This window comes from Litoribacterium kuwaitense, from assembly GCF_011058155.1.
In the GTDB taxonomy this organism is placed as follows: domain Bacteria; phylum Bacillota; class Bacilli; order Bacillales; family DSM-28697; genus Litoribacterium; species Litoribacterium kuwaitense.
Genome location: NZ_JAALFC010000011.1, coordinates 21,885 through 34,547, shown reverse-complemented (window position 1 = coordinate 34,547; position 12,663 = coordinate 21,885). Strand labels below are relative to the sequence as shown.

Here is a 12,663-nt window from a genome sequence, read left to right as displayed (position 1 = left end):
CCAAAAAAGTGTAGACAAAATATCACCTAAGTTTGTCTGCACTTTATAACCTTTTTATGATGAAGTGGCGTACTTCTTACTTCTCCATTTTCCAAACCCTATTTCCCCCGATTGGAGGCCTCGGTAAATGTTCTCTTCTCCTTGTTTAGATGATGTGTCGAACGTTCAAGTCAATCACCCTGAAAAGAGTTTTTTCGCAGGACGCCAATTACTATCCTCTGAGTTATCTCAATATTCACAAATCCCAAGTGGTTATGAGACTATCACTGCGGTTGATCAAAAAAACGGAAAGACAACGTGTCGACGGTGTGGAAATCAACAGATGTCGTCTTTTTATAGTCACACTTGCGCCTATTGTGGTAAGCTGAGCACTTATTGTCGCCGATGTCTTCAGCTTGGTAGAAGTGATACGTGTACATTGTTGTATCGTTGGCCAGCGCATGCTTCCCATGTGAAGCAAAAGGTACAGCTCGTCTGGTCGGGTGAATTGACTGCTCAGCAGCTTTACGCCAGCGAACTTATTAGCGACACGATCGACGGCGGCGAAAAACTAACCGTTTGGGCAGTTTGTGGATCTGGAAAAACCGAAATGCTGTTTGCTGGAATAGCGAAAGCCCTTTCTGAAGGAAAGCGGGTAGCGATCGCATCTCCGCGCTCCGATGTCATTCGCGAGCTAGCACCGCGCCTTCGGGCTGTTTTTCCACAGGTTCCGATGGCTGCCTTATATGCAGGCACTTTAGATGTGGTCAAAGACCAAGCTTTATTATTATGCACAACGCATCAGCTATTGCGGTTTTTTGCAGCTTTTGATTGTATTATTATTGATGAGGTAGATGCATTTCCATACGCGATGGATGATATGCTACAGTTTGCGGTAAAGCAGGCTGCCAAACCTAGATGTGCGATTATTTATTTAACAGCGACGCCTAGTCAAGAGATGAAACAGCAAATCAAGCAAAAGAAGCTCGCAGTCGTAAGAATTCCCGCACGATATCACGGCAAGCCTTTGCCAGAGCCTACATTTCAACGCCTCTTGTTTGGGGAGCGGCACTTTCAGCAGCAACGAATACCTTTAGGCTTGAAAAAAAGATTAAACCGTTGGTTGGATGAGCGTCGTCCCGTCTTTCTGTTCGTTCCGACGGTTAAAGATGTGGCGGCGATGGTAGAGCTTGTGCAACGCATCACACCGAAAGTGGCGGGAGTGCATGCGGAAGATGCAGAGCGAATTGAAAAGGTGCAGGCGTTTCGTAAGCAAGAGATTGCCGTCTTAGTGACAACATCAATTTTGGAAAGAGGCGTGACGATTCCGTATGTAGCCGTAGCTGTATGGCAGGCGCATCATGCCATTTTTACTGAGAGTGCACTCGTACAAATCTGCGGAAGAGTCGGCCGGAGCATTGATGATCCGCTAGGTGATATTGTTTTATTTCATGAAGGTTTGACAAAGGACATGCTTGCGGCGCGTTCGCATATTCAAGATATGAATCACCTCGCTATGAACGAAAAGAGGGGAGAGGGACAATGAATTGTTTATATTGTCGTCTTCCGATTCCAAAATCAAGCGGATGGCTTGATTGGTATAACAGCAGGCCACAATGGTTGTGTCAAGAATGCGAGCGGCAGTTTGAGCCGATTGATGGTCAATATTGTTTTCGCTGTATGAAACAATCTGATGTTGAAGTAGAGATTTGCAGCGATTGCGAAAAATGGAATGGCGTTGTCCCTCACACGTTGCAGAGAAACTATTCACTTTTTCGATATAATGATTTTATGAAAGGCTTTATTGCCCAGTGGAAGTATCGTGGTGACTATCAGCTTGGAGAAGTGCTTTCCCCTGTTTTTAACAACGCCTTTCAGCATGTCTTTTCACGTCAATTTACCGTAGTGATTCCTGTTCCAGTTAACAATGAACGAAAAAGAAGAAGAAAATTTAACCAAGCTGAGCAGCTGGCTCTTTTTACAGGCGCTCGTATCTGGCGTGGTGTAGACCGAATCAGTGCAGAAGCGCAAAGTAAAAAAACGAGACATGCTCGCATGGAAGCGAAAATACATTTTGAAGTGACAGAAGCAGATGTACCGACGAAAGCGGTCATTATAGATGATTTATATACGACAGGTGCGACGGTTCATGCGTTAGCTGCTCACTTAAAACAAGCTGGAATGAGAGAAATTGCGTCAATGACATTGATTCGTGTTTGAATCAGACTCAAGTAAAAGAGTGCATATTGACAAGTGCTTTAACTCTGTAATGCTTCGCTCGCAGGCTGAGACATAGTAGCAACTATAGTCTATAACTAGAAAAAGTGTAGAATGACTATTTCTATAGTGCTCATAAAATATTTCGTTTTGTAGCTGTTTTCTCCTAAAATCGTATACACTTATATAAGTGAGACAGGTCAATGGTCGTGTTTCATCTAAAAAACCGTTTAAAATGCTAAACTTCATTTTTATATATGACGATATAAAGTTTAAGACTGGAGGGGTACTTCATGGAGGTTGACAACTGTCCTAGCTGTGGCGCTTTATTTTATCGCACAGCAACCCAAGATGTTTGTCGCAGTTGTTTTCTAAAAGAAGAAGAGCTTTTCGATCGTGTACACGTTTTTTTAAAGCAAAGGAAAAACCGGACTGCTAATATGCAGGAAGTTGTGGAAAAAACCGGTGTTGAAGAACCTGTGATATTAAAGTTTCTCAAAAAAGGACGTTTGCGTGTCGTTAATTTTCCAAACTTAGGTTATCCGTGCGAACGGTGTGGTCAAGCGATTCAGCAAGGGACGATTTGCGACTCTTGCAGTCAAGAAATCTCGAGAGATTTGGCGACCTTTGATAAAGAGCAGGAACGTACAGCACGAGTAAAAGCAGAATCCCGGCACACGTATCATATATGGTCCGGTAAATCCGATAAGCCAGACGAGAGGTGAACTTAGGCTTGAAAATCAATCCTTACCAATCGCTGTCATCTTCACTATACATTCAAAATAAAGAGAATGCTTCACAAGACAGCAAGGCAGAAAACGCGCAACAAAAAGAGCTTTCCCAGCGGATAGCTAATGATTCTATTGATATTTCTAAAGAGGCAAAAATCATGCAAATGAGTCAGACGCTTGATGAAGACCGTACTGCTAAACTTGAAAAACTAAAAGAGCAAATTGATCAGGGGACTTATGATAAAGATTTATTAAAGACCGCTCAGAAGATGTTTGACTATTGGAACCCTCGGGGGACGGATCAATGACAATCGTGGAGATGCTCCAGCAATTACACTTTATCCATATCGAGCTGCTTGAGATTGCTCGCTCTAAACGTGTTGTCCTTTTAGAGAACAACATGGAAAGACTACAAGAAATGACCGCTCGTGAAAAAGTGTGTATTGACCAAGTGAATGCGATTTGGAAGCATATGCAAGAGAACGGTATGCATCACATCGAGCATGGGTTGTCCGATATGGAGCCTGACGCTGAGCAAGCTGCGCGCGGTGACCTTGCCCAATTATTAGAGACGATGAATACGCTACGTTTACTAAACGATGAGAATCAGAAGCTTGTCGAGCAATCCTTGCACTTTGTTCATCAGACCATCGATTGGGCATTGCCGCCAGCTACTGATTATACATATGATCCAAACCAACAGACGACTGCACCGCCCATTCGTACATTTGATTCAAAAGCATAGGGGGACTTGCATTGACATCTACTTTTCATGGGCTTGAGACTGCCCTAAGAGGCTTGCGTGCTCAACAATATTCGTTACAAACGATCAATCATAATGTAGCCAATGCCAACACGCCAGGTTATACACGCCAGCGCGTTAATTTAGTTGCAACAGACGGCTTTCCTTCTGTTGGACGAAATCGACCATTGATTCCAGGTCATATGGGTACGGGAGTCGAAGGCACTGACGTTCAACGTGTTCGCAATGCTTTCTTAGACCAGCGTTTCCGAACAGAATATACGAAGACCACCTATTGGGGAAATCGTTACGATTCATTGAGCCGTCTTGAAGGCTTAATGAATGAGCCAAGTGAAGATGGTCTTGCGAGCACGTTTAATGAGTTTTGGGACTCAATGCAAGTGCTGGCCACTAACGGTGAAAACCTTGGCGCTCGTAGTGTCGTACGCCAGAAGGGTATGGCGTTGGCAAACACGTTTAACTATTTACATGACAGCATCGTTGAATATCAAAATCAGGCGAAAGAAGAAATACAGCAGACAACTTTTGATATTAATTCCATTTTGACCCGTATAAATCAAATTAATCAGGAAATCGGTAAAATCGAGCCTCACGGTGATGTTCCTAATGGTTTGTATGACCAAAGAGACATGTTGGTGGATGAGCTGTCTTCTTTAGTGAATATAAAAACAGAATTAATTCAACCGGGAGCAAATGCTTCTGAAGTTGCAGAAGGGAAAATGAGCATTGAAATCGTTCAAGACAGCGGTTTATCCTATGACCCTCCGATCGTTTTACTAAATGGAAAAACCAATTCCACTCAAGAAATGGAAGTTCAATTTAGCGATAGTGAACAAGCTGCTACTGGCTTTTCTGTAGGAGACAAAAGTTACTCCTTTAATGGGCAAGCAGATGTTGCGATTCCGATGGGCACATTAAAGGCAAAAATTGAATCGTTTGGTTTTGAAATCGGTGGACAAGTGAAGGGGATTTATCCAGACATGCTTGCAGAGCTCGACCGAATGGCCTTTACGTTTGCGACGGCCTTTAATGAGCAGCATGAAAAAGGTCAAACATTAACGGAAATCAATGGCGGAACCGTCGGGGCAGATAATCCGTTCTTTGTCGGTGACAATAATCAAATGCCTGCGACAATGAAAGGTTTTGCAGGGCAAATCACAGTTTCAGAGGAGATTATGAATGACTATAATTTAATCGCTGCCGCATCTCCTGGCAATGATATCGGCAGTGGAGATGGTGGCAACGCGCAGGCGCTAGCCGATTTAATGAAAGCTGATCTGGATTTTGGCAATGGCGTGGAAGCAAGCTTTACCGATTATTATGAGAAAATGATTGGTGATATGGGAACGACGACGAAAGAGTCGCAAACATTGCTTGAGAATGCAGAGCTTGCTTTACTCACAGTGGACCAAGGCCGTCAATCGATTAGTGGTGTTTTACTAGATGAAGAAATTACGAATATGGTCAAATTTCAGCATGCGTACAATGCTGCGGCAAGAAGCATGACAACTGTCGATGAAATGCTCGATCGGATCATCAATGGCATGGGCCGCGTAGGGAGGTAACGTAACATGAGAGTGACGCAATCGATGCTGGCAGGAAATATGTTGCGAAATATTGGTCAGAGCTACGGTCGTTTAGGCGAGTTGCAAAACCAGCTTTATTCGAACCGGAAAATTAGTAAGCCTTCGCAAGATCCAGTCGTGGCGATGAAAGGCATCGCCTACCGTGAAAGTTTAGCTGAAATTAAACAATTTCAAAAAAATGTCTCTCACGCGCAAAGCTGGCTTGATAATACGGATACGAGTCTTGCTCACGCCGATAACGCAATGAAACGAATTCGTGACCTCGTCGTTCAGGCAAATAATGGTCCTGTATCCGCAGGAGATCAGGCGAAAATCGAAAAAGAAGTTGCTGAGCTTCGTGAAGACCTCATAGATATAGCCAATACCCAATTTGGTGGGCGCTATATTTTTAATGGCACAAACACAGAGACACCTCCGATCGATGAAAGCCGTCCAGCTGGTGGTGATCCACCTCCATACATGACGGGTCAGCAGCCATATGAAGTAGAAGTATCTAAAGGTGTCAAAATTGATATTAGTACAAAAGCGGAAGATTTATTTAATGAAGACCTTTTTAACATGCTCGATGATTTAAAAGCAGCCTTGTCCGATACGGAAAACAGTGACATGGATGGAATGCTTGATAAGATTGACAATTACTTAGGGGACTTGACTGCTGAGCGGGCAGAAGTTGGAGCACGGACGAACCGTGTTGACCTTGTCAAGGATCGTATGGATTCTCAGCATTTGTTTGCCACCGAAGTGTTGTCTAAAAATGAAGACGCTGATATTGAAAAAGTCATCACAGAACTAAAAATGCAGGAAACGGTTCATCGAGCGGCGCTTTCAGTAGGTGCGCGTATCATGCAGCCGAGCCTCATGGATTTTCTAAGATAAGTATGCGTCCCGCCATGGTTACGGTTGCATTGAGTAACATTATTGGCGGGTGTTTTAAATTTTGTGTATGAGAAGGTGAAATAATGGATATGCCCCGTTTACAAATAAAATCGACCGATGCTCAACTTGGCATTCACACGACACAACCACAGCAGACGATACGCCAGCCAAAAGCAGAAATGTCTATTCGTCAACCAAAAGCAACGGTGCGAATTCAAAGCGAACCAGCTTCACTACAAATCGACCAGACACGTGCTTGGGAAAGTATGGGGCTTTTTTCGGTAAGGCGTGCGATTGAAAAATCGGCCGATAGAGGACAGCAATCAGCCCTTGCGTTTATAGGGGATATTGCTTCTGCAGGGGATGAGTTGATGAAAATTGAACGCGGTGGTGATCCATTAAACCGTCAGGCTGCAGAAAAACATTTTATGCCACAATATGAATTTAATATTGGTTGGATTCCCGAGCCATTTAGTGTTTCAATTCGCGCGAGACGGGGCGAGTTATCCATAGATGTCACCTCACACTCACCACAGATTAACGTTGAGCCACAAAAACCCATTCATTTATACGAGCCGGGAAGTGTTCGTACATACTTGAAAAAAGCGCCAACCCTGTCCATATCTGTGGTACGCTAACAGTAAAAATGATCAAAGTGACGTAGGAGGAGCGAGCCATATGCATATTGAGACGAAATATCATGGAACTATCACAGTTCCTGAGCCGGACCATTTGCATTTTTCTGGAGGGTTACCTGGCTTTACAGATGAAAGAGCTTTTGTGCTCTTACCATTTGGAGAAGAAACGCCTTATTATGTTCTTCAGTCTGTCAAGACGAAAGAAGTCGCTTTTGTTGTGACAAATCCATTTCTATTTTATAACGACTATCAATTTAAGCTGGAGGACCATACGAAGCAAGCTCTTGATATTCAATCGCGGGAGGAAGTAGCGGTTTATGTAGTCGTCACTTTGCGGGATCCTTTCAATACGTCAACAGTGAATTTAAAAGCGCCAATCGTGATCAATCAACGCACCCGTCAAGCACGGCAAACGGTGTTAGAGTATGAAGCATATCAGACGCGCCATCCATTGTTTCCAAAGGAAAAGGAGGCAGCGGAATGCTCGTATTGACCCGGAAGCTCCATGAAGCAATTCAAATTGGTGATGATATCGAAGTGAAAATCGTGTCGATCGATGGTGATCAAATCAAGTTAGGCATTAATGCTCCGAAGCATATCGACATTCATAGGCGAGAAGTATATGTCAATATTCAAGAGGAAAATACGGAGGCGGTCAGCGCGCCGGCCCATTTGATTGAGGCTTTAAAACATAGTTCATCATAGAGGTGACGAACTGATGGCACGTCCGAATTGCGGGATGGTGCCTTTTTTATGACCTCAGCCTGTTGCCAAACGCTTTCATCCGTCGTTGCTCAGCTCACTTGTCCTAAGGTTCTATTCGCGTCATCGCTCGCTTTCGCGCCTAGTCTGACAAGCGTTTTCAAACAAGGCTGAGAATGAGGGTGTTGCCAAACGCTTTCATCCGTCGGCCGCGTGCTCACTCGTCCCCTCATGCACAATTGTTTTATTCGCGTCTGGGCTAACAGATGAAAGAAAATGCTAAACGGGCGCTGAAAAAGTGCAGAAAAAATTAAAAATCAGCTTTCTCTACACGCACGTTACATATTTTCTTTTTTCTCTCCATTCGCTAAAAAAATAAGCAGAACAACCGATAGTAAAGATAGGAAAATCTCGAGGAGAGGGGTAGGGGTATGACGCACATCCAACAATCTGCTATGAACAGCCTCCAATCGTCAACTCCAGATGTAAAGTCTAATCGTATTGCTTCAGTTAAAGTGACGAACGTTACTTCAGCAAGTGAAGCTACCATTCGTCTGGATGGAAAAGACTACTTGGCGACTGCAAAAGAAGGCTCGTTCCAAGAAGGTGCTACAACTGTAAAGGTGCATGGCATGAAAAACGGTGTGCTTGAAGTGAGTGTCGTAGACGCTCGTCAGAGCAATGTGGCACAAGAAAGCACGAGACCATCTCAATCAGCTCCTCACCCTGCACTTGGGAGGCACATGTCTGCTTCAGAGACCGAAGCACTTCACCGATTTATACAAACTCATCCCGGAGAAGCGGATCGTGTAGACGAGTGGCTTCAAGCGTTAGGAAAAAAACAATTGCCAGTGACTGAAGCGCATTTAAAAGCCGTTCGTGCCGCATTATCACCGTCGGTCGAGTATGGAATAGGTACATCGTCAAATCTTAATGGAATGGCTTCGGAAGTTGAACAATGGTTCACGAGGCTGCCTCTTTCGGCACAAGCTGAAATAGAGGCGAACCTTCAGCAAATTCAAAAGCTCTTTGCTCAAGGAAATAAGGCGGAAGCGCAGCGAATGCTCGAGCAAATACTTACTCAGCATGCTGCGCCTTCATCCGTTATCAAAGGGTTTCAGGAGCAGATGCAAACGTTCCAACGTTTTATACCGATGCTTTCAGCTGCTGGTACGGACACACAAACAGCAGGGCTGGTCAAAGAGGCACTTACAAAAGCGATGTTACAGTCTAACATGTCAGACGTTTTACATGAATGGACTCGTCGTATTCACGAAGCAGACGAACCTCTTCAGCCAATGCTGACAAAGGCTGTCGAACAAGCGAGGAATGCTTATGAAACAGGGAGAGAGCTTTCCGCACGCGGAATCTTAGAAAAAGCACTCGCTCAACTGCCCAGCCAGGCACCAGCCCAACAAATGCTAATCAATTCAGCAAACTACGTTGCTCAGCTAGCAGATCAATTACAAGTGACCCCTGATGTAAAGACGTTTCTCGTTACAAAAGTGACACAACATATGGCAGAAGCAGAAGCTTCGTTTAAGAATGACCAACGCTTTTTACTGCGACAATTAACGTTGTTTCAAAACAATACTCCAGTCCCACACGAGTCGCGCCAAAATCTATTGGAAGCGTCTATACGCAAACTCGATCATCAGCTTTTAAAAGGCGATGCAATGCTTTATGCGGATATGAAAACTGAAAAAGAATTGATGAAAGCGAGCAGCCAGCTCACCGAGGCACGGACAGCATTGCAGCGAGGAGACGCTGTTGAAGCGAAGCGGATTGTGAACCAAGTGCAACGTTTGTTGGAAAGTGTTCAGTTTCGGCCGTCCGAGCAACGTTTGCAACGTTTTGTGCAAACAGAGGGAGCTTTTTTACAAAAAGAGGAGCCGCTGTTACGGCAACCACAGGCAGCACAAGTTTTCGGATCAGGACGCCAAGTGCTTGAGCAAGTCCGTCAGTTAGGGATGACATATGAGGCAGACGTCGCCAAAGCGCTCGTCCGCAACGATGCTCAAGCGATGGAGCAATCGCAGCGAAGCTTAAAGGCGTTCCTCTTGCAACAATGGGGGACAGATGCAGATGCGTCTGCCAAGTCAGCTGCCGAAAGTCAACTGCTTAAATTGAACGGACAGCAACTTTTAAGCAAGCCTGATCAAGGTTCGTTACAGCATTTGTTCTTTAGTTTGCCGACCATGCTTGGGCAAAAGGCAGGGGACATGCAAGTATATGTTAAGGGGCGTAACCAAGGAGAGCGGGTTGATTGGGAAAACTGCAACGTGACCTTCATGCTCGAAACAGAGCATTTAGGCGAAGTAGCGATTCATGTGACGAGTCAAAGCCGAAACTTGACTGTAACCATTCAAAATAACACGCCTCATCTTAGTGAAGCAGTAGCGCCACTCTTAAAAAAGACAGAGGAACGATTGGCTGATATAGGCTATAACGTATCAGGAATGCGGTTTGAACCTTTGCAAAAAACAAAGACAGAGGCAAGCGACCACGCCCAGACGTCTAAGTCTACAAACAGCAAAGCCGGAGCTGAGCAAAAGGGGTATGACGTTTCGATATGAAGTATGCTTATCATCATACTAAACAAATGAAAGATCGTCGGGGGCCTTCAGCTGCTGTTCTGAAATATGATGAGCAGTCAGGACAAAGCCCGAAAGTCGTTGCCCAAGGACACGGTCGAGTAGCCGCAGAATTAATCGAGCTTGCCAAACACAATCACATTCATCTCGAAGAAAATCCAGGACTGCTCGCAGATTTACTCGCGGTTGATCTTGGTGATCAAGTGCCACCTCAGCTATATCAAGTTATTGCAGAAGTTTTGCTGCTTATCGAAGATTTAGAAGCAAGTCAATCAAACCGTGGATCATTTATCCGTCCGACGGCTCGGGAGGAGATGACGATCGATGAATGAAGACGTATTACATCAAAAAAGCCCGCAAGAACTCGTAGGACTGTTACTTGAAGCCGCTCTAATTCATTTGGAAGAAGGGCGTTTAAGCATAGAAGCAAAACAGCTCCAAAAAGCAAATGAAGCACTGTACAAAAGCACGCAAGTTTTTAGAAAGCTCCAAGAAGGCATTCAGCCAAACGCCGGGATTATCGCGGATCAGCTGGCTGAGCTATACCGTTATTTAGAAGACTTGACACTGCAGGCGAATGTAAAAAAATCGATAGCGTCTATTCAGCTGGCTGAGACGATCGTCAAAGAAATATCTTCGTCTTGGCAAAATGCATTACACAGCAATCCACCGTCACAAAGTCTTGGAAGAACCGTTCAACAATCGTATGACCGTCATGTCATGACAATGAATGATGAAACATAGAGGAGGCCGACAAATGAGAATTAACCACAATATTCAAGCCTTGAATGCTTACCGAAATCTTGCCAACAATCAAGTCAACACGAGCAAAAGCTTAGAAAAGCTTTCCTCCGGCTTACGGATTAACAAAGCGGCTGATGATGCCGCCGGACTGGCGATTTCAGAGAAAATGCGCAGCCAAATCCGCGGTTTAGAGGTTGCTGAACGCAATGCACTAGACGGAATTTCACTGATTCAAACTGCTGAAGGTGCAATGGGGGAAATGCATGAGATGACCCAACGGATGAGAGAACTAGCCGTTCAAGCCGCCAACGATTCAAATACTGAAGCAGATCGCGCGCAAATTCAAAAAGAAATTGATCAGCTTACTTCGGAAATCAACAAAATCTCTGAGTTTACCGAGTTTAATGGTATGAAGCTGCTCGATGGAAGCTTTGACGGTACAAATAATAACGAGCTTCAATTCCAAATTGGTGCGAATGAAGGCCAGCTTGCCTCTGTTGTCCTTGGGGCGATGAGCGCATATGAACTCGGGTTGTCCAATGATTCAAATGGAACCCGTATTTTGCAACCAGGCGATGCCGCAAATGGTATTGAAGAAATTGTTGGTCAATATTCAGACGATGCAAAAGTTGAGCCAGCTGATGGGAATTCAAACGAGCATGCACTTGACGTCATGACGAAAGAAAGTGCTTCAGCAGCGATCTCGGCTTATGATCATGCGATTGAAAAAATATCCTCACAGCGGGCAACGCTTGGTGCCGTGCAAAATCGGATGGAACATACATTAAATAACTTAAAGATTACGCGGGAAAATCTCACATCTTCCGAATCGAGAATTCGCGATGTTGATATGGCACTCGAAATGACTGAGTTTACGAAGAATAACATCCTAAATCAGTCCGCTCAAGCGATGTTAGCGCAGGCAAATCAGCTTCCGCAAGGCGTTCTGCAATTACTACAATCGTAAGCCATTAGAAACTGTGGAAAGGAGTACATGACTAATGGTAGACGTAAGACGTATTCAAAGCACCGAGCTGAAGGCTGCCTCAGCGCCTAAAAAAAGCACACCACAATCATCCATGTCCTTCCAGGAGGTGATTGCCAGCGGGCGCATCGAAAAAACACGCGAAAAACTGACGGGGTTAATGAAAGACATTGATGCCCAAGGAAAAGTGCTTGCCGACTCAAGAAGCGTTGAAGAGTTACGACGTTATAAAGCGCTTGTGAAAGAGTTTATGCAGGATGCTGTCGATGTTGGTCTTCAGCTTCAGGAACGCCGAGGCTTTAATCGGCAAGGGAGGACGAAGATCTACAAAATTGTGGAGACTGTTGATGCAAAGCTGGCAGAGCTGACATCATCTGTATTGGAAAAAGAGGCCTCCAGCTTGCAAATTCTCGACCAAATCGGTGAAATCAAAGGACTGTTACTAAATATTTATACATGACAATAAAATAAAATTGTGAAAGAGGGTCTTTTACAAATGGAGATCAACTCTTCTGCTCAGCCGCCACTCATTCGTCAAGAGGCCACGGTTTTGCAGCAGCACCCATTTGCTGAGGCTTCAAAGAAACGTCATCATGAATCTGCAAATCAACCAATCAAATCGCAAGTCGATGAAGTATTGGAAAGTGTAAATCATATGCTGAAGCCACTGCATACACGATTGAAGTTTGAGATGCATGAAAATTTAAATGAATACTATATCACGCTAGTGGACACTGACACAAAAGAAGTCATTCGGGAGATTCCACCTAAAAAAATGCTTGATGCATACTACGCGATGCTTGAACAGTTCGGCATTGTGATTGACAAAAAAGTTTAGAGAGGCTGAA

At 44.4% G+C, this 12,663-nt stretch carries 16 protein-coding genes; all 16 read left to right on the top strand.

Features of this window, described 5'->3' with window-relative positions:
- Positions 1-127: 127 nt before the first annotated feature.
- The 16 genes from G4V62_RS08215 (at position 128) to flaG (ending at position 12,653) form a co-directional block, all read left to right on the top strand.
- Entirely contained in the window at positions 128-1,525 is a 1,398-nt protein-coding gene (locus tag G4V62_RS08215; protein ID WP_165201096.1) for an ATP-dependent helicase ComFA, read from the top strand.
- Positions 1,522-2,199 (top strand): ComF family protein, encoded by a 678-nt coding sequence (locus G4V62_RS08210; RefSeq protein WP_165201094.1) that lies wholly within the window; start codon positions 1,522-1,524, stop codon positions 2,197-2,199. The genes G4V62_RS08215 and G4V62_RS08210 overlap by 4 nt, the downstream gene beginning before the upstream one ends.
- 290 nt (positions 2,200-2,489) lie before the next feature.
- On the top strand, positions 2,490-2,921 hold the full coding sequence (locus G4V62_RS08205; protein ID WP_165201092.1) for a TIGR03826 family flagellar region protein: 432 nt from the start codon (positions 2,490-2,492) through the stop codon (positions 2,919-2,921).
- Between the two features lie 8 nt (positions 2,922-2,929).
- On the top strand, positions 2,930-3,235 hold the full coding sequence (flgM, locus tag G4V62_RS08200; RefSeq protein ID WP_165201090.1) for a flagellar biosynthesis anti-sigma factor FlgM: 306 nt from the start codon (positions 2,930-2,932) through the stop codon (positions 3,233-3,235).
- Complete coding sequence (locus tag G4V62_RS08195) at positions 3,232-3,672, top strand: flagellar protein FlgN (protein WP_165201088.1); 441 nt, start codon at positions 3,232-3,234, stop codon at positions 3,670-3,672. The genes flgM and G4V62_RS08195 overlap by 4 nt, the downstream gene beginning before the upstream one ends.
- 11 nt (positions 3,673-3,683) lie before the next feature.
- Positions 3,684-5,255: a flagellar hook-associated protein FlgK gene (gene flgK, locus G4V62_RS08190; RefSeq protein WP_165201086.1), complete on the top strand. Its 1,572-nt coding sequence runs from the start codon at positions 3,684-3,686 to the stop codon at positions 5,253-5,255.
- Positions 5,256-5,261: 6 nt separating this feature from the next.
- On the top strand, positions 5,262-6,152 hold the full coding sequence (flgL, locus tag G4V62_RS08185; RefSeq protein ID WP_165201084.1) for a flagellar hook-associated protein FlgL: 891 nt from the start codon (positions 5,262-5,264) through the stop codon (positions 6,150-6,152).
- Between the two features lie 83 nt (positions 6,153-6,235).
- Positions 6,236-6,790: a DUF6470 family protein gene (locus G4V62_RS08180; RefSeq protein WP_165201082.1), complete on the top strand. Its 555-nt coding sequence runs from the start codon at positions 6,236-6,238 to the stop codon at positions 6,788-6,790.
- A 40-nt stretch (positions 6,791-6,830) separates the two neighbouring features.
- On the top strand, positions 6,831-7,283 hold the full coding sequence (fliW, locus tag G4V62_RS08175; RefSeq protein WP_165201080.1) for a flagellar assembly protein FliW: 453 nt from the start codon (positions 6,831-6,833) through the stop codon (positions 7,281-7,283).
- Complete coding sequence (gene csrA, locus G4V62_RS08170; RefSeq protein WP_165201078.1) at positions 7,271-7,495, top strand: carbon storage regulator CsrA; 225 nt, start codon at positions 7,271-7,273, stop codon at positions 7,493-7,495. Before fliW ends, csrA begins: the two co-directional genes overlap by 13 nt.
- Positions 7,496-7,923: 428 nt before the next feature.
- Positions 7,924-10,068 (top strand): hypothetical protein, encoded by a 2,145-nt coding sequence (locus G4V62_RS08165; RefSeq protein WP_165201076.1) that lies wholly within the window; start codon positions 7,924-7,926, stop codon positions 10,066-10,068.
- Entirely contained in the window at positions 10,065-10,418 is a 354-nt protein-coding gene (locus tag G4V62_RS08160; RefSeq protein ID WP_165201074.1) for an EscU/YscU/HrcU family type III secretion system export apparatus switch protein, read from the top strand. The genes G4V62_RS08165 and G4V62_RS08160 overlap by 4 nt, the downstream gene beginning before the upstream one ends.
- Entirely contained in the window at positions 10,411-10,830 is a 420-nt protein-coding gene (locus tag G4V62_RS08155; RefSeq protein WP_165201072.1) for a flagellar export chaperone FliS, read from the top strand. Before G4V62_RS08160 ends, G4V62_RS08155 begins: the two co-directional genes overlap by 8 nt.
- 13 nt (positions 10,831-10,843) lie before the next feature.
- Complete coding sequence (locus G4V62_RS08150) at positions 10,844-11,797, top strand: flagellin N-terminal helical domain-containing protein (RefSeq protein WP_165201070.1); 954 nt, start codon at positions 10,844-10,846, stop codon at positions 11,795-11,797.
- Positions 11,798-11,831: 34 nt separating this feature from the next.
- Positions 11,832-12,275 carry a YaaR family protein gene (locus G4V62_RS08145; protein ID WP_165201068.1) on the top strand — a complete coding sequence of 148 codons (444 nt, stop codon included), beginning with the start codon at positions 11,832-11,834 and terminating at the stop codon, positions 12,273-12,275.
- A gap of 36 nt (positions 12,276-12,311) precedes the next feature.
- The gene (gene flaG, locus G4V62_RS08140) at positions 12,312-12,653 is read left to right on the top strand and encodes a flagellar protein FlaG (RefSeq protein WP_165201066.1); all 342 of its coding nucleotides are present in this window, start codon (positions 12,312-12,314) and stop codon (positions 12,651-12,653) included.
- Positions 12,654-12,663 lie beyond the last annotated feature (10 nt).

What these genes read in the sequence shown, in the direction of transcription:
- G4V62_RS08180 (WP_165201082.1), top strand. Translation starts at nt 6,236, where the DNA reads ATGGATATGCCCCGTTTACAAATAAAATCGACCGATGCTCAACTTGGC.
- fliW (WP_165201080.1), top strand. Translation starts at nt 6,831, where the DNA reads ATGCATATTGAGACGAAATATCATGGAACTATCACAGTTCCTGAGCCG.
- G4V62_RS08160 (WP_165201074.1), top strand. Translation starts at nt 10,065, where the DNA reads ATGAAGTATGCTTATCATCATACTAAACAAATGAAAGATCGTCGGGGG.
- G4V62_RS08195 (WP_165201088.1), top strand. Translation starts at nt 3,232, where the DNA reads ATGACAATCGTGGAGATGCTCCAGCAATTACACTTTATCCATATCGAG.
- flgL (WP_165201084.1), top strand. Translation starts at nt 5,262, where the DNA reads ATGAGAGTGACGCAATCGATGCTGGCAGGAAATATGTTGCGAAATATT.
- flaG (WP_165201066.1), top strand. Translation starts at nt 12,312, where the DNA reads ATGGAGATCAACTCTTCTGCTCAGCCGCCACTCATTCGTCAAGAGGCC.
- csrA (WP_165201078.1), top strand. Translation starts at nt 7,271, where the DNA reads ATGCTCGTATTGACCCGGAAGCTCCATGAAGCAATTCAAATTGGTGAT.
- G4V62_RS08165 (WP_165201076.1), top strand. Translation starts at nt 7,924, where the DNA reads ATGACGCACATCCAACAATCTGCTATGAACAGCCTCCAATCGTCAACT.
- G4V62_RS08155 (WP_165201072.1), top strand. Translation starts at nt 10,411, where the DNA reads ATGAATGAAGACGTATTACATCAAAAAAGCCCGCAAGAACTCGTAGGA.
- G4V62_RS08150 (WP_165201070.1), top strand. Translation starts at nt 10,844, where the DNA reads ATGAGAATTAACCACAATATTCAAGCCTTGAATGCTTACCGAAATCTT.
- G4V62_RS08205 (WP_165201092.1), top strand. Translation starts at nt 2,490, where the DNA reads ATGGAGGTTGACAACTGTCCTAGCTGTGGCGCTTTATTTTATCGCACA.
- G4V62_RS08145 (WP_165201068.1), top strand. Translation starts at nt 11,832, where the DNA reads ATGGTAGACGTAAGACGTATTCAAAGCACCGAGCTGAAGGCTGCCTCA.
- G4V62_RS08215 (WP_165201096.1), top strand. Translation starts at nt 128, where the DNA reads ATGTTCTCTTCTCCTTGTTTAGATGATGTGTCGAACGTTCAAGTCAAT.
- G4V62_RS08210 (WP_165201094.1), top strand. Translation starts at nt 1,522, where the DNA reads ATGAATTGTTTATATTGTCGTCTTCCGATTCCAAAATCAAGCGGATGG.